This window comes from Streptomyces viridochromogenes (assembly GCF_001270495.1).
Lineage (GTDB): Bacteria > Actinomycetota > Actinomycetes > Streptomycetales > Streptomycetaceae > Streptomyces > Streptomyces viridochromogenes_A.
In genome coordinates, this window is sequence record NZ_LGUR01000249.1 from 1 (window position 1) to 14,640 (window position 14,640).

Genomic DNA, 14,640 nt, shown 5'->3' on the forward strand with positions numbered 1-14,640 from the left:
GGTCATGCTCTGCTCCTTGCGGGCGGGGGGTGGGTGGGGAGCCGGGGAGGGGTTCGTTCCGAGCCTGGGGCAGGCGGCCGGGGTGCGCAGTGCGGTGACGGTCTTGCGGGCGACGGCGGCGAGGAAGGACGAGTCCGATCCGATGCCGACGAAGGTGAAGCCCTCGTCAAGGTAGGTCTGAGCTGCCTCCGCGGTGCTGGTGAGAATGCCGGCGGCGGTGCCGGTGTCGCGGGTGGCGGCGGCGATGCGGGCGAGCGCCTTGCGATAGACCGGGGCATCTGTCTGGCCGGGGACGCCGAGGGCGTGGGTGAGGTCGCCGGGGCCGACGAACAGGACGTCGACGCCGGGAGTGGCGGCGATGGCCTCGACCTCGTCCACGGCGCTGGCGCTCTCGATCTGGACGATGCCGGTGATGGTGTCGTTGGCGTCGGTCATGGGGCCGGTGCGCAGCCCGAAGTCGCGGGAGCGGTTGTAGGTGGCCACACCGCGGTCGCCGTCGGGCGGGTAGCGCAGGTGACGGATGGCTTCCGCCGCCTCGGCGGCGGTGTCGAGACGGGGGAACATCACCCCCGCGGCCCCGAGATCGAGGACGCGTCCGATGCGGATGCGGGCAGCGGACTCCACCCGGACTACGACCGGGACGTCATGGGCCGCCGCGGCATGCAGCTGGCCCAGGAGGGCTTCCTCGCCCCCGGCGCCGTGTTCGAGGTCGACCAGAAGCCAGTCGAAGCCGCCCAGCGCGCAGGCTTCGGCGGCCAGCGGTGAGCCGAGATTGAGGAAGGTGCCCAGCATGGGGTTTCCTGCGCGCAGTCTGTCCTTGAGGGGGGTGATCATGGGGGTGGCCGCCTTCGGGGTCGGTGGAAGCAAAGCGAGGGAGGTGCGGGTAGTCCGGAGCTACTGGCCTTCGAGGAAGGTGGCCACCACGTTCAGCAGCTCCTGCGGGGCCTGCTGCATCGCGTAGTGCCCCACACCCGCGAGTTCGACGAGCCGCGCGCGGGAGTAGGTCTGCATGACCGTCGAGCGCATGAGAGCGGTGGTGACGGCCGGGTCGCGTTCACCGGTGACGACCAGGCAGTCGATGTCGCTGCCCGCCACCTCGGCACCGAAGTCCGCGCGGCTCCAGTCGTCGAGGTAACGCTCCATCGCACTCCTGGAGGTGGTCTCCGTGCTCATCCGCCAGATGTGGTCAGCCAGTTCCGGGCCGCACCCGCTGTTTGCGGTGATCAACTGGCGGCGCTGCTCGGCGGAGTGCACGGCCTGGCGGCGCTGTGCGCGCACCTCGTCAGTGAGCTGCCCGCCGCTGGCGGGCACGGAGGACAGCAGCACGACGGCGGACAGGCGCTCGGCGGCGGTGACGGTCAGATGCTGGGCCACCAGGCCGCCCATGGAATGCCCGAGCAGGACGAACCGGTCCCAGCCCAACTGGTAGGCGGCGGCCAGGACGTCGGCGGCACTGCTCGCCAGCCCCTCGGCAGGCAGATGCGCCGCAGCGCCGTACCCGCGGTGCTCGACGAAGGCGACGCTGTAGCGGTCGGGGTCCAGCAGTTCCGCCACCGGGTCGAAGAGCGCCGCCCCGGCGATCCAGCCGTGGGAGACGATGAGGCGCACCGGTCCTCGGCCGGTCACGCGGAAGACGGGTGCGGACTCAGGCACGGCGGTACTTCTCCATCACGTCGGGGTCGGGCTCGAAACCGAGACCAGGGCCGGTGGGCACGCACAAAGTGCCGCCGTCCCGCAGTCCCTCGACGTCGCACAGCCACGCCTCGGGATCGGTGTAGAGGATCTCGATGTCGTCCATCGCGGGGTGCGCGGCTGCGAGGTGCAGGGTGGCGAAGTAGCCGGGGCCGAAGTACGGGCAGTGCGGCACGACCGGGCGACCCTGCGCGGAGGCCATGGACAGGATCCGCAGGTACTCGGAGATCCCGCCGACCTTCGTGACGCTGGGCTGCCAGATGTCCACCGCGTCGCCCGCCTGCGCGAACTGCGTGGCGGTGCACCAGTTCTCGCCTGCGGCGAGCGGAATCCCGGGCGAGCGCAATGCTGCCAGCGCAGCGAAGTCCTCGGGCGGGAAGACGGGCTCCTCGACCCAGGCGACCTCCAGGTCGGCCAGCTCCTGCCGGTGCGCGGTGAAGAAGTCGCCGCCCCACTGGCAGTTGACATCGACGCTGAGCGGCACATCGGGGCCGATGACGTCCCGGCATGCCGAGATGGTGGCCATGTCGGTCTCGTGGAGCTTGATCGCGGTGTAGCCACGGGCGAGGGCCTGCTCGCAGGCGGCCACCGCGAGCGCGGTGTCGCCATACCGCATCAGACTCGCGTATGACCGCAGCCCCGAGGTCCGCACGGGGCCGTCCCCGGCGAGGAGCCGGTGCAGGGGGACGCCCGCACGCCTCGCGGCCAGGTCCCACAGCGCGATGTCGACGCCGGAGATCGCGAAGACCGTCGCGCCGTACCGGCCGAACAAGTGCAGGTCGAGCTGGAGCCGGCGGTTCCAGGCCGGGATGTCGGTGATGGTGGCGCCGATCAGCCTCGGCAGGATGAGCCGTTCGATGATCGCTTTGCTGGCATCGACGACGAAATAACCGAACGCCTCGCCCCAGCCCACGTTGCCCAGCTCGTCCTCCAGGCGAACCAGCGCGAACTCCAGGCTCCGCCAGGGGGTCGGCATGATTCCGACCCCGCTGGCGTCGAACGGGAACGGGATCTCGACGACCGAGACCTCGGCCTTGGCGATCTGCATCGGCCGCTCCTCCAATTAATTTCAGGCTGAAAATTGAAGGTCAGGCTAGTGCGCCCCGTGGGCCCCGTCAACGGGTCCGGGAGGTGGATCTGCAATCGAGCGCGCGCCGCGCCATGCCGGAACGGCTGGGCGGGAAGGCTGCGCGGGCCAGCGCCAGCCGCCGAGTGGTGATCCACTTGGCGGGGCCGATCGGGCCGTTTGATGGACGTGCCCAGGCACCTTCTTTCGGTACTTCCCGACCAAGGAAGAGGCTGCACTGAGGTCGTACCGTGTCTTCGAAGCGCTCCTCACCGCATGCCTCGAAAGACGTGCGGCGGGAACGTGCGCCCTCCGGGACATCGAGACGGCGGTGGCCGACGCGCTCACCGAGCTCGGTTCCGAGCGGCCCGACGTGGTCTCCCGCATGCTGCGGGTACGCCAGCTGGTGGCCCAGGATGAGGCGCTGCGCAGCGCGGCCCTGAGGCGGGAAGCCGAACAGTGCGAGCGATTCCTGCGGTTGATGGCGGCTGCCACCGGGAGTCAGCCGGTGGACGTGCGGGTCCGAGTCGTGGCCGAGGTTGTGAGCGCCACCCTGCGCGTGACCTTCGACGAATGGGCCGCGCTGCGCAAGCCGGATGGCGAGACCGCGCTGGCCGATGTCTACCGCGCGACCTGCGCCCGCTTGCGCGAGGTGGTCGCCCACTGATCCGCCAGGGCTACGCGCCGCCCCTGTGAAGCCGCGGTCTTGCTGGGACGGCGGAAGAACCCTGGACAGAACGCAGAGCAGCATGCGCGACGACGGAACCGGCCGGCCCAGGAGAACCCGCTCCGGCCGTACTGGTGGTTCGCCACTCCCGCCCCCCCCGCACACCCTGTAGAGAGGAAACACACCATGCGAGCCCTGGTCCTCGACCGGCCCGGCACCTGCGACACCCTGCGTCTGGCCGACCTGCCGACACCGGAGCCAGGCCCTGGACAGGTCAGGGTCGAGGTGGAGGCGTGCGGCCTGAATCCGTCGGACTACCAGCGGGCCGCGTACGGCATCCCGGAGTGGGAGTGGCCGGCCGTGCTCGGCTTGGACGTTGTCGGCACCGTGGACGCCGTCGGCGAAGGGGTGACGAGTGTGAAGGCGGGGCAGCGCGTCGCCTTCCACGGCGACATCCGCGCACGCGGTGGCTTCGCCGAATACGCTCTGGCCGACGTCATGGTCCTCGCTCGCGTCCCCGACGGACTGACTCCGGAAAGCGCGGCCGCCGTGCCCTCGGCCGGTCTGACCGCCTACCAGGCGGTGGTCCGCCGTCTGCACGTCGGCAACGACGACTGCGTCCTCGTCACCGGCGGTGCGGGCGGGGTCGGCGGGTTCGCTGTGCAGCTCGCGGCACTCGCCGGCGCACGCGTGATCGCAACCGAGGCCGCGCACAACGCCGACCACGTCAAGGCACTCGGTGCCGGAGCGGTCATCGACTTCCGCACCGAGGACATCACCGCGCGCGTAAGGGAATTGACCGGCGGTCGTGGTGTGGACGCGGTAGTCGACACCATCGGTTCGGAATCCGCCACCGCCAACCTCGGGCTGCTCGTGCACGGTGGCGGCCTCGCCGCCATCGCCGGGCGCCCCGATCTGAGCGTCGTACCGCCGTTCGGCATGGCGCCCTCCGTCCATGAGATCGCGCTCGGGGCGGCGTACACCGTTGGCGACGGACGAGTCCGCACGCAGCTGTCCACGATGCTCACGGACCTGCTCACGCTGCTGGCCGACAAGAGGATCGCCCCGATGCTGTCGCGTACCGTTTCCCTTGAAGAGGTCCCGGCGGCGCTGGTCGAACTTTCGGGTCGTGGCGTCCGCGGCAAGATCGTGTATGTCCGTGGCTGAGCGGGTGGCATGACCACACCGGTCCGTTCCGTCGGCTCTGGGGACGGCCCGCGGGCCGCGAATACACCATCCTGTGTACCGTTTACGAGTCGCTCGGCGAAGGCCTGCGCTACGGCACGATCGCGGCCCGCGCTCGCACGAGCAAGGTGACGCAGTACCGGCGCTGGCCCACCAGATCAGAACTCGTCACCGCCGCCATCGCAGCCTGTTGGCCCTCGGTCAGTCCGGTGCCGGACACCGGCAGCCTATGTGGCGACCTGAAGACGTACTTCAGCATGCTGGCCGAGCAGGTCAACGGCCGCGAAGGGGGCGTGCTCGCGGGACTGTTCGTGGCCACGGGTAACGACTCCGAGCCGACGGCGCGACAATGGCCGCTGCTCGCGCCCGACCACATCATTCGTGCCCGCGACGCAGCGAGGTGAACTGCCGCTCTGCTCCTGCGCCGACTGGAACAATCATGCTGAACTCCATTGCTCTACATCGGACATGCATCAGCGATCCCTGTTGTTCTGATGGACGTCGTGTCAGGGGCGTGCGCCTGCGCAGAGAGCCTGATGATAGGCCCGTTCGTCGTCGTCCTCGAAGACGGTGAAGACCACGCGGTCGAACCGTCCGGGATGTGCTGCGATCCAGTCCGCGACGGTGTGCAGCGCGACCGGTGCGGCTTCCTCCTTGGGGTAGCCGAACACGCCGGTGCTGACGGCGCAGAAGGCGAGGGTGCGGATGGTCTCCACCTCGGCGGCGAGGTCCAGGCATGCCCGGTAGGAGGAGGCGAGCGCCTGTGCGTCATGCGCGTGCGGACGGCCCTGGACGACGGGGCCGACGGTGTGCAGGACGTACCGGGCGGGAAGGTGGTAGCCCCGGGTGATCTTGGCCGTACCGGTGGGTTCGAGGGCTCCTTGCGCCGTGATGATCGTGTGGCAGTCGTCGCGCAGGTGAGGTCCGGCGGCGTTGTGCAGGGCGTTGTCGATGCACGGGTGCAGTGGGCGGAAGCAGCCGAGCAGTTGACTGTTGGCGGCGTTGACCACGGCGTCGGCGGCCAGCGTGGTGATGTCTCCCCGCCACAGCACGGCCTCGGCCGCGGCCCGGGAGGCCGTGCCGTGGAACTCCTCTTCGATCGTGGGCAGTTCACGTACCGAGACGGTGGGCCGCAGGTTCCGCTCCGCGCCGAGGAGCGCATCCAGTTCCAGGTCCGCCCCCTTCGGCAGCGGACCGGGATCACGTCCGGTCAGCAGGGCTCGCAGCACCCGGCGGGCCGTGTCGGCGTCGGCGGGGGTGTCGGCATCGGCGAGGTGTCTCAGCGAGTCGGACCGCAGGCCGAGCCGGGACACGGCCGGATCGGCGCTGAGCAGGTGCAGTGCTGAGCGCACATGGGCGTCCAGCCGAGCGGCTGTGGCTGGGGGCGCCGTTGGGAGGAAGGGCTCGTCGAGGGCGACGGCCGATCGGTAGGCGGTCAGGGGCAGTGCGGAGAGCTGTGTCTCCGTCCCGGCGACGGCCTCGGACTCGGCGCGGTTCGGGATCATCAAAGGCTCCGGTGGGGCGAGTGAACGAGGTGTGCCGATGGCCCGGCCCCGCACGTCGGTGCGCCCGGGGTCGGGCCATCGGCGGGTGGATCACATCTCTTCGAGTGTGCCGACGTGCAGCTCGCCGATCCGGCCCTTGGGGGTGTCGTAGGTCCAGAAGGCGTGGACCGTAAGGGAGTTTAGGTTCACCGCGTGGGTTACGGTCATGCCTGACTTCTCCACCCAATCGAGCAGGAAGACGCCAGGGCGACTTCGGCCGCGTGCAGCGTGACGTCCTCGCTCACGCCGGCGTGGGGTATGTCTTTCACGCGTAGGCGCGGTTGCCCACGTCTGTGCGCTCCGTCGATGCGTTCGGTGATCCGGCGTTGTTCGGGCCGGTCAGAACAGGCCGTTGCCGTGCAGCAGTTCGCCCGGGATGGGCGCGACGACGTCCCAATGCTCGACGATCTTGCCGTCCGCGACGCGGAAGAGGTCGTAGTAGGCGACGGGCACACCGAACTCGCCCTCGGACTGCGTCAGGACGAACTCGCCCTCGGCGATGACCTTGTGGACCTTCTTGTAGACGAGGTGCTTGCCCTGCTCGCCCCACTTGGCCACGGCCGCCCCGAAGCCGTCGAGACCGTCGCCGGCATCGGGGTTGTGCTGGTGGTAGGTCTCGGTGGAGATGTAGTCGGTGAGCACCGAGTAGTCGGCGCCGACGAAAACCCTCTCGGCGAACTCGGCCACCAGGGCACGGTTGGCGTCGGTCCTGTCGGTCTCGGTGACCGCGGCGGGGCCGTCGGTCTGGGAGCGGCCGGAGACGGTGTCCTTGACCTGAGGGGTCAGGGCGTCCCAGTGCTCGGCCAGCTTGCCGTCGGCGTCGACTCGGAAGATGTCGAACCCGACGAGCGGGTCCGGCCCGAAGCCGTGGTAGGTGCCGTGCAGGGCTACCAGGTCGCCGTCGGCGATGACCCGGGCGCCTTCGTAGCGGAAGTCCCCGGCCAGGCTTCCGACGAGCCCGCGGAGGGCCTCGGGGCCGTCGGCGGCGAGCGCGCTGTGCTGCCTGTAGTCCGCGGCAACCCAGCGGTCCACGGCGGAGGGGTCCTTGTCGCCGAACAGCTCGGTGGCGGCCTGAAGGACGGTGTTCTTCGCGTTGCGCATGACTGTCTTCCTTGCTTGGGGACCTGGCCAGGGGGACCGGTGGTCCGGCGGCGATGTGTTCAAACTATGCGTATGGCAGCCAACTGATCGGCAGAAGGAGCGACTCCTGATAGTCAGAAAGCGACAGCCTTCGGGTTGAGGGTGTCGGGCACTACCACGGGTGCGGCTGGCTGCTCGTCGTCCTGCAACCGCCCCGCCGGTACGGGGCGACCAGACAGGGGACGACGACGGGCACGTCGCTGTCGTCTTCGGTGTCCCCGCGGATCAGGCGCCCGTTGAGCAGCAATCGGGGTCGGTCTGGGTGGCACCGGAGTCGCGGGGATGCAGGGGTCGCACTAGCGGGATTGGCCGCGCGCAGCCCTATCTGCCTGCTTGCCTGCCGGTCGGCGTGCAGGGGCCTTGCCGTGCGGGTCATCCCCCTGCGGAGCGGACGACCTCGGCGAGGGGCGTGGCGGGGTGGCCGGTGAGGCGCGGTACGGCGTCGCTGACCCCGTCGAGTTCGCCGGACGCGATGGCTGTGTAGGTGGACACCCAGGCGTCCAGCTGCCACATCGGAGCGCCGTAGGAGGTACGGGAGGCGTAGGCTTCCTCGACCGTTTCCTGCTGGTAGGTGACGGTGTGTCCGAGCTGTTCGGACAGGATGACGGCCGCTTCGTCCAGCGTCAGGGACTCGGGCCCGGTCAGGTCGTAGGCCCTGCCTGCGTGGTCGTCCGGCCGGAGCAACACCGCCGCGGCGACGTCGGCGATGTCGTCCTGGCCGACGAACGCGGCGCGTCCGTGCCCGGCCGGTCCGCGGATGACGCCGTCCTCGCCGACGAGGTCGGGGACGAACTCCGCGTAGAAGTTGTCCCGGAGGAAGGTGTATGCCAGGCCGCTCGCGCGGATGTGCTGCTCCGTGTGGAAGTGGTCCCGTGCCAGGGTGAAGGTGGCGTCGGGGGCCGCGCCGTAGAAGGAGACGTACACCAGGTGCCCGACACCTGCCTCCGCGGCGGCGTCCACGAACGTCTTGTGCTGGGTGAGCCGGTCGGCGCTCTCGGAGGCGGAGACCATGAAGACGGTGTGGGTGCCGGCGAGCGCCTCCCGCACGGCGTCCTGGTCGGCGTAGTCGCCTCGCACCGCTACCGAGCCGGGAAGCCGGGGAGCGCGTGCCGGGTTGCGGGCCAGGAGTTTTTGCGGGACGTCCCGCTCGGCCAGTCGCCGGGCGACGCGCCCGCCGAGCCGGCCGGTGGAGCCGGTGACGGCGATCGTGGGGACGGATGTCTCGGATACCTGGGACATGATGACTTCTCTTCTTGTGGTGGCGGAGGCGCGCTGCCGCCGGATGTCAGGGTTCGAGCCCGTCGAGGAGCCGGTCTCCGCCGAGGGGAACGGACAGTGCTCGTTCACCGAGGTCCGAGGGGACGTCGGGATGGGCGGGATTGATCCTGACGAGGCGGGCCCGAGGGGTCTGGCGCACCAAGTTCTCCGTGGGGTGGCGAATCACGCCGGGAGTATTGAATCCGGCCCCGATTTCCAGCACGAGCAAGGTGCTGTCTGTGGGCGCGTCGTCGAGCCACTGCACCAGCCGCCGACCCGCGGGCAGATGGGCGTCGTCGACGAACTCCGGACCGACACGGACGTTGGGAAAGATGTCGGCGCCGCAGCGGGGGCAGCACGGCAGGGCCGGGTCGGTCACCCGGCCGGTGTCGCGGTCGTACGAGGCGAGGATCGCGTCGAGGAACGGTCTGCTGGGCCAGGTGTCCCGCGAGCAGGGGACCGCGCACTGGAGGCGGCCGTAGTCGCCCTGGGGGGTGAAGATCCGGTCCGCCTCGAAGCCGTTGCGGGCAAAGAGGGCGTCGACGTTGGACGTCATCACCCAGTGGTCGCGGTGGCCGACCAGCTCCCTCAGCTTGCGGTAGAGCGGGTTGGGTTCGGGGTCGTAGCGGATGTCGTCGATGTGGACGGCCCAGTAGCCCCACATCATGTCCGTCGGCAGAGGCACGCCGAGCAGGTAGCGCGAACGCAGGCCGAGCCGGTACAGAGCTGGGAACAGTTCCCTGAAGCGTTCGGTGTCGCCGTAGTCGTAGCCGGCTGCCGCGCTCAGGCCCGCGCCGGCCGCGATCAGGACCCGGTCGGCTTCCTCCAGCCAAGCGCGGATCGTCTCGCGTGGCGGTGCGGTCGAGACGGGAGCGTTGTTCGTGGTGCTCACAGCGCGCAGGTTCCTTCCAGTGCCACGGACCTCCGGTGCGTGTACTCGTCGAAGGCCGTGGTCAGTTCCTTGACACGGGTCAGCGGTCCGCCCAGCCGGTGGTGGTTTCCGCAAGCGGTGGTGAGCAGCAGGGCCGGGTAGCTCTCCACGCTCAGGCGGCGGACGGAACGCAGTCCGACCGTCGCTCGCGCGCGTGTGACGGGCGCGGCGTATGCGCACGCCACGGCAAGAGGGCTCAGGCCCAGCTCGACGGCGAGCACTCGGTAGGTCGCCGGGTCCGACAGGCTCAGGCCGTCGATGAACCAGGCGTGCTGCATCGCTTCGAGCGTCCGCAGGGTGTCCGCGCCCGGCTGCGCCAGCAGGGCCTCCAGCCCCGTGGCTGCGTCCGTGGAGTCCATCACCGTGCTGCCTTCAGCGACCGTCCGCCGGTGTCCAGCACCGAAGTGGGCGCCGGTCAGTTCCGCGACGCGGACGCTCTCGCGCACCAGGTGGGGATGGGCCGAGACAGGCAGCGCACGCGCTCCCGCATACAGCCCGGCCGGCAGGACGCGCAGGTCGACGCGGTCGGCATCGGCTTCGACGAAGGCCCGCAGGGTCGGGGCGAAGCCGTGACACCAAGCGCAGTAGACGTCGAAGACGTACGTCAGCCCGACCCTGCCTCCTGTCGTCGCCACGTGCCGTCCTTTCCGATTTCCGCCAGGAAGACGTTCCGTTTCCTCGGCGGCATGACCAACGTACGAAGAGAGTGCACGGAAAGCCGGATAAACTTCTGACTGATGATGGCCAAAAAACGACACGACTCCGCGCGCGAGATCCCCGAGGTCGCGTTCGCCGCGCCGGCGGGCACTCCTGCCGGTGTGGAGGTCATGTCGCTGGCGGAGCTACGGCAGCGCGTCTGCGAGCAGACCCTCGCCCGGCCCCAGCGCCCCGATTTCCATCATCTGCTCGCGCTCACTGCGGGCAACCTCTGGCATGTGGTCGACTTCAACGGCTACGCCCTGCGGCCGGGCTCCTGGCTGTGGGTACGCCCTGGGCAGGTGCACCAGTGGGGCGACCTCACCCAGGCCGAGGGCACACTGATCCTCTTCCAGCAGGACATGCTGGACCCGGCCACGGCAACCGTCGCCCGGGTCGACGATCCCCACGTACCGGTCATCATCACCCCCGTCGCCGACGATGCTGAGGCCGTGACCATGGCCTCGGAACACTTGAGCCACGAGTTTCGGTCGCTCGGACACCTGCCTCTCGACGTGCACATCGCGGCCCTGCGTCACCTCCTCGCCGTCCTCCTGCTGCGACTGGCCCATCTCACCGTTCCGGTCGGCAGCCCCGCTCCGGAGCCGGACGAGACCTATTTGCGGTTCCGTGACGCGGTCGAACGGCACTTCACCTCCACCCGACGGGTGGAGGACTACGCCCGCATGCTCGGCTATTCGGGGCGTACCCTCGCCCGGGCGGCCCTGGCGGGCGCCGGGCTCAGCGCGAAGGAGTTCATCGACCGCCGGGTCGTGCTGGAGGCGAAGCGGCTGCTGGCACACGGAGACGAGACCGCTGCCCAGATCTCGGACCGCCTCGGCTTCGTCACACCCTCCCAGTTCAGCAAGTACTTCATGCAACGCACGGGCCGTTCCCCGATCGACTTCCGCAACGGGGTCAGGGGACGCGCCGAGGGCCCCGGGCCGTCGGAGGCCCTCGGCCAGGGGTAATGGCACCGGGTAGAGACGCCGCCGTCGCACTCGTGGCGGGCACGGTGATCGTTCCCTCCGCGTTGGCCGCGCACGAGCACGGCACGCCCGACGCGTTCGACGAGCCGGTGTCCGCCCAGGAACTGCGCAACCAGAAGGCAGCTGTGGCCCTGCTGGACCAGGCCTTCAACCAGCACCGGCCGGGTAAGGTCGCTGAGAAGTACATCAGCGCCGACACCTGTATCCAGCACAACCCGAACTTCGGCAACGGCCGCGACGCCTTCGTCACCGGTGTCACGGGCTACCTCCAGCAGTTCCCGGACGCCTCGCTGACTCTCAAGCGGACTGTCACCCAGGTCGACCTCGTGGTCGTGCAGGGCTTGGCGAAGACGTCGGCCGAGGACCGCGGCACGGGTGGAGGTGGACACCTTCCGCTTCGACCGGCACGGCAGGATCGTGGAGCACTGGGACGCCCTCCAGGCGGTCGCGGAGAAGAGCGCCAACGGCAACCCGCAGGTCTGACCCGCCAGGGCCACCACAACGCCCGCACCTCCGTGGGGAAGGTGCGGGCGTTCTGCGCGGTGCCTGGGCGGACGGATCAGAAGGGATAGTGGGCCTGCTGGGTCGCGATCGTCACCCAGCGGGTGCTGGAGAACGCCTCGATGCCCCACCGTCCACCGAACCGGCCGTAGCCGGAGGTCTTCACGCCGCCGAAGGGCGCGTGGGGCTCGTCAGCCACGGACTGGTCGTTGATGTGCACGATGCCCGTCCGGACCCGACGGGCGACGTTCAGCCCGTGGGTGGCGTTCTCGGTGATGATTCCGCAGGTCAGACCATGGTCGGTGTCGTTGGTGAGGGCCACGGCGGTGTCGTCGTCGCCGAACGTCTCGAGGACGCAGACCGGCCCGAAGGCCTCCGCGTGGTACAGGTCCGCCTCCTTGGGAACGCCGGTGAGCACGGTCGCCGCGTGCACCGCGCCTTCCGGCCGCCCGCCGCCCGTGAGCACGGTGGCGCCCTTGGCGACCGCGTCCTCTACCAGAGCGGTGACGCGCTGTGCGGCGGAGGCGGTGACCAGCGGGCCCACCACGGTGTGCGGGTGGGCCGGGTCCCCGGCCTGGAGGGAGGCCACCTTGGCGGTGAACTTCCGGGTGAACTCCTCGGCCAGCGACTCGTGTACGAGGATGCGGTCGCCGGACATGCAGATCTGCCCGGAGTTCATGAACACGCTGAAGGTGACGGCGTCGACGGCGTAGTCCACGTCCGCGTCGTGCAGGACGATCACCGCGTTCTTGCCGCCCAGTTCGAGCACGGCCGGCTTGAGGTGATTCGCCGCGTGGGTGCCGATGATTCGGCCGACCCCGGTGGAGCCCGTGAAGTTCACGGCACGCACCCGGGGATCGGCGATCAGCACCTCGGCGATCTCCGCCGCGTCCTCGCGGGCGTTGGTGACCACGTTGAGCACACCCTCGGGCAGTCCCGCCTCGCGCAGCACATCCGCGACGAGCAGTGCGCAGGCGATCGGCGCGTCCTCGCTGGCCTTGACGACGACCGTGTTGCCGGCAGCAAGCGGCGCCGCCACGGCCCGGACACCGAGGATGACAGGAGCGTTCCACGGCGCGAACGCCGCGACCACGCCCAGCGGTTCCCGCACGGCCAGGCCCAGCGCGCCTTCCTCCTGTGCGCTGAGCACCTCACCGCGCGGAGCGGTGATCACGGCGGCCGCCTCCCGCAGGATGTTCGCCGCCAGCGCCACGTTGAAGAATGCCCAGGGGCGGGTGCCGCCGGCCTCGTGGGACATGATCTCGGCCACCTGCTCGGCACGGGCGTCCAGCAGATCCGCCGCCTTGAGGAAGATCGCGCGGCGGGCGAAGGGCGAGACGGCGGCCCATTCGGCGAACGCCGCGTCGGCGGCGTCCACGGCCCGGGTCACATCCTCCGGCCCGGCTGCGGCGACGGTCGCGTAGACCTCGCCGGTGTAGGGGCTGATGTCCTCGGCGGTGCGGCCGGAGAGGGCGGGCACGTCCTTGCCGCCGATGAAAAGTTCACGGGTGAGAGACATGAAGGGGCTTCTTCCGGTACGGAGCAGTCGTGGCGGACCAGGGGGCGTGCGGTCTCAGGCGGGCATGCGGACGATCGGCTTGATGACGTCGCCGGCGTACGACGCCGCCAGCGCCTGCTCGATCCGGTCGAAGGCGAACCAGGAGACGAGGCGTTCCATGGGGAAGCGGCCCTGACGGTACAACTCGATGAGCGCGCCGATGAGTTGGGTACTGCGGCCGCCGCCGCCGAGGACGCCGACGATCCGCTTACCCCACAAGGTGGTGAGGTGGTCGAGGGTGAACTCGGCCCCCGCCGGGGCGCCGCCGATGAGCGCGCAGGTGCCGAGCATTCCCACGGAGTCCGCGGCCTGGCGGACGACGGAGATGATGCCGGTGCACTCCAGGGCGTTGTCGGCGGGCCCGCCGCAGATGTCGTGCACGGCGGCGACGGGGTCCGTGTCGGCGGCGTTCACGGTGTGTGTGGCGCCGAGTTCCGCCGCCAGTTCCAGCCGGGAGGTATGCCGGTCGACCGCGATGATCGTGGTCGAGCCGCTGTTGCGGGCCGCCATGACGGCGGCGAGCCCCACCGAGCCGGTGCCGTAGATCACGAGGCTGGAGCCGGTCTGCGGGCGCAGCGTGTTCAGCACGGCGCCCGCGCCGGTGGACAGTCCGCAGGCGAGGGGTCCGAGCAGGTCGAGCGGGACGTCGTGTGGGACCTTCACCAGGCTGTTGGCCCGGGTCAGGGAGTGCGTGGCGAACGACGACTGGCCGAAGAAGTGTCCGTGGAGGACGCCCCCGTCCGGGCGGCGGAGGGCCGAGGCCCCGGTCCCCGGCCGGACTCCGCTGACGAGGAGTTCGCCGAGCCGGGCGCAGTAACGGGGCTCGCCCGCCAGGCAGTTGCGGCACTCGCCGCACCAGGGCCAGCCGATGACGACGTGGTCGCCCTCCCGCACCGACGTGACACCGGGACCCACCGCCGTCACGACACCGGCGCCTTCGTGGCCGAGCACCCCGGGGGCGGGGAAGGGAAGGTCACCGTGACGTGCCAGGCCGTCGGTGTGGCAGATGCCGGTGGCAGCGATCCGCACGACGACCTCGCCCGCTTCCGGGTCGTCCAGCTCGACGTCCTGAAGCTGGAACGGACCGTCCTGCTTCTCGAACACGGCGGCTTGTATACGCATGGCGGCCTTCCGGACTCAGGGAACAGTGCTGTTCGTCTGGTGAAGTAATGTCCACAGAATGTGACGTGAGTCTGCGCCCGACCGGAGCCCGCTGTCAATGAAATGAGGCCGTGCTGTTCCATATGCAGGGACTCATATTTCAATTATTCAAACAACATGCCTGGATGGCTTCGGATCAGGTCTGCGGACGATGACTGAGCCGGGCGGAGATCTCCGTCGTGGCGCGCCGCAAGCGGGCTTCGATGCGCGACATGACGGATTCCACCGACGCGTTCCATACCGTGAGGTGCAC

General features: G+C 69.8%; 15 protein-coding genes and 1 pseudogene. 5 read left to right on the forward strand and 11 right to left on the reverse strand.

Annotated elements, in window-relative coordinates; genetic code table 11:
• The 3 genes from ADK36_RS39770 to ADK36_RS39780 all read right to left on the reverse strand — a co-directional run.
• Positions 1-834 (reverse strand): HpcH/HpaI aldolase family protein (locus ADK36_RS39770; RefSeq protein ID WP_107086957.1); only part of this gene is annotated, 834 nt, incomplete at its 3' end.
• Between the two features lie 60 nt (positions 835-894).
• Positions 895-1,653 carry an alpha/beta fold hydrolase gene (locus tag ADK36_RS39775; protein ID WP_053201090.1) on the reverse strand — a complete coding sequence of 253 codons (759 nt, stop codon included), beginning with the start codon at positions 1,651-1,653 and terminating at the stop codon, positions 895-897.
• Positions 1,646-2,740, reverse strand: coding sequence for a mandelate racemase/muconate lactonizing enzyme family protein (locus ADK36_RS39780; protein ID WP_053201092.1), 1,095 nt, complete (start codon positions 2,738-2,740; stop codon positions 1,646-1,648). The genes ADK36_RS39775 and ADK36_RS39780 overlap by 8 nt, the downstream gene beginning before the upstream one ends.
• A 349-nt stretch (positions 2,741-3,089) precedes the next feature.
• Here ADK36_RS39780 and ADK36_RS39785 point away from each other — a divergent pair, with 349 nt between their 5' ends.
• The 3 genes from ADK36_RS39785 (at position 3,090) to ADK36_RS39795 (ending at position 5,014) form a co-directional block, all read left to right on the forward strand.
• Positions 3,090-3,425 carry a hypothetical protein gene (locus ADK36_RS39785; RefSeq protein WP_053201094.1) on the forward strand — a complete coding sequence of 112 codons (336 nt, stop codon included), beginning with the start codon at positions 3,090-3,092 and terminating at the stop codon, positions 3,423-3,425.
• A gap of 186 nt (positions 3,426-3,611) precedes the next feature.
• Entirely contained in the window at positions 3,612-4,592 is a 981-nt protein-coding gene (locus ADK36_RS39790; protein ID WP_053201097.1) for a zinc-binding dehydrogenase, read from the forward strand.
• A gap of 146 nt (positions 4,593-4,738) precedes the next feature.
• Positions 4,739-5,014, forward strand: coding sequence for a hypothetical protein (locus tag ADK36_RS39795; RefSeq protein ID WP_053201100.1), 276 nt, complete (start codon positions 4,739-4,741; stop codon positions 5,012-5,014).
• Between the two features lie 102 nt (positions 5,015-5,116).
• On the opposite strand, the gene ADK36_RS39800 is transcribed toward ADK36_RS39795, so the two are convergent.
• The 6 genes and pseudogenes from ADK36_RS39800 to ADK36_RS39820 form a co-directional block, all read right to left on the reverse strand.
• Positions 5,117-6,115 (reverse strand): protein-ADP-ribose hydrolase, encoded by a 999-nt coding sequence (locus tag ADK36_RS39800; protein ID WP_053201102.1) that lies wholly within the window; start codon positions 6,113-6,115, stop codon positions 5,117-5,119.
• 90 nt (positions 6,116-6,205) lie between these two features.
• A pseudogene (locus ADK36_RS51695) lies at positions 6,206-6,352 on the reverse strand (MoaF-related domain-containing protein); the annotation flags it as partial.
• 141 nt (positions 6,353-6,493) lie between these two features.
• A complete protein-coding gene (locus ADK36_RS39805; protein WP_053201105.1) occupies positions 6,494-7,255 on the reverse strand; it encodes a nuclear transport factor 2 family protein in 762 nt (253 codons plus the stop codon).
• Positions 7,256-7,666: 411 nt separating this feature from the next.
• A complete protein-coding gene (locus ADK36_RS39810; protein ID WP_053201107.1) occupies positions 7,667-8,533 on the reverse strand; it encodes an SDR family oxidoreductase in 867 nt (288 codons plus the stop codon).
• 46 nt (positions 8,534-8,579) lie between these two features.
• Complete coding sequence (locus ADK36_RS39815) at positions 8,580-9,443, reverse strand: NAD-dependent protein deacetylase of SIR2 family (protein WP_053201109.1); 864 nt, start codon at positions 9,441-9,443, stop codon at positions 8,580-8,582.
• Positions 9,440-10,117: a DsbA family protein gene (locus tag ADK36_RS39820; RefSeq protein WP_053084665.1), complete on the reverse strand. Its 678-nt coding sequence runs from the start codon at positions 10,115-10,117 to the stop codon at positions 9,440-9,442. Before ADK36_RS39820 ends, ADK36_RS39815 begins: the two co-directional genes overlap by 4 nt.
• Before the next feature lie 102 nt (positions 10,118-10,219).
• Here ADK36_RS39820 and ADK36_RS39825 point away from each other — a divergent pair, with 102 nt between their 5' ends.
• Together ADK36_RS39825 and ADK36_RS39830 are read left to right on the forward strand one after the other, a co-directional pair.
• Positions 10,220-11,149 carry a helix-turn-helix domain-containing protein gene (locus ADK36_RS39825; RefSeq protein WP_199830350.1) on the forward strand — a complete coding sequence of 310 codons (930 nt, stop codon included), beginning with the start codon at positions 10,220-10,222 and terminating at the stop codon, positions 11,147-11,149.
• Positions 11,149-11,739: a nuclear transport factor 2 family protein gene (locus tag ADK36_RS39830; RefSeq protein WP_048581002.1), complete on the forward strand. Its 591-nt coding sequence runs from the start codon at positions 11,149-11,151 to the stop codon at positions 11,737-11,739. Before ADK36_RS39825 ends, ADK36_RS39830 begins: the two co-directional genes overlap by 1 nt.
• On the opposite strand, the gene ADK36_RS39835 is transcribed toward ADK36_RS39830, so the two are convergent.
• Both ADK36_RS39835 and ADK36_RS39840 read right to left on the reverse strand, forming a co-directional pair.
• Positions 11,727-13,187, reverse strand: a complete 1,461-nt coding sequence (locus ADK36_RS39835) for an aldehyde dehydrogenase family protein (protein ID WP_053201112.1) — start codon at positions 13,185-13,187, stop codon at positions 11,727-11,729. The two genes, ADK36_RS39830 and ADK36_RS39835, sit on opposite strands and share 13 nt — an antisense overlap.
• Before the next feature lie 54 nt (positions 13,188-13,241).
• Positions 13,242-14,348 carry an NAD(P)-dependent alcohol dehydrogenase gene (locus tag ADK36_RS39840; protein ID WP_048581000.1) on the reverse strand — a complete coding sequence of 369 codons (1,107 nt, stop codon included), beginning with the start codon at positions 14,346-14,348 and terminating at the stop codon, positions 13,242-13,244.
• Positions 14,349-14,640: the final 292 nt, after the last annotated feature.

Excerpts from the sequence above, each read along its gene's own strand:
- ADK36_RS39835 (WP_053201112.1), bottom strand. The coding sequence starts at position 13,187 with ATGTCTCTCACCCGTGAACTTTTCATCGGCGGCAAGGACGTGCCCGCC.
- ADK36_RS39825 (WP_199830350.1), top strand. The coding sequence starts at position 10,220 with ATGATGGCCAAAAAACGACACGACTCCGCGCGCGAGATCCCCGAGGTC.
- ADK36_RS39840 (WP_048581000.1), bottom strand. The coding sequence starts at position 14,348 with ATGCGTATACAAGCCGCCGTGTTCGAGAAGCAGGACGGTCCGTTCCAG.
- ADK36_RS39830 (WP_048581002.1), top strand. The coding sequence starts at position 11,149 with ATGGCACCGGGTAGAGACGCCGCCGTCGCACTCGTGGCGGGCACGGTG.
- ADK36_RS39790 (WP_053201097.1), top strand. The coding sequence starts at position 3,612 with ATGCGAGCCCTGGTCCTCGACCGGCCCGGCACCTGCGACACCCTGCGT.
- ADK36_RS39805 (WP_053201105.1), bottom strand. The coding sequence starts at position 7,255 with ATGCGCAACGCGAAGAACACCGTCCTTCAGGCCGCCACCGAGCTGTTC.
- ADK36_RS39810 (WP_053201107.1), bottom strand. The coding sequence starts at position 8,533 with ATGTCCCAGGTATCCGAGACATCCGTCCCCACGATCGCCGTCACCGGC.
- ADK36_RS39780 (WP_053201092.1), bottom strand. The coding sequence starts at position 2,740 with ATGCAGATCGCCAAGGCCGAGGTCTCGGTCGTCGAGATCCCGTTCCCG.
- ADK36_RS39800 (WP_053201102.1), bottom strand. The coding sequence starts at position 6,115 with ATGATCCCGAACCGCGCCGAGTCCGAGGCCGTCGCCGGGACGGAGACA.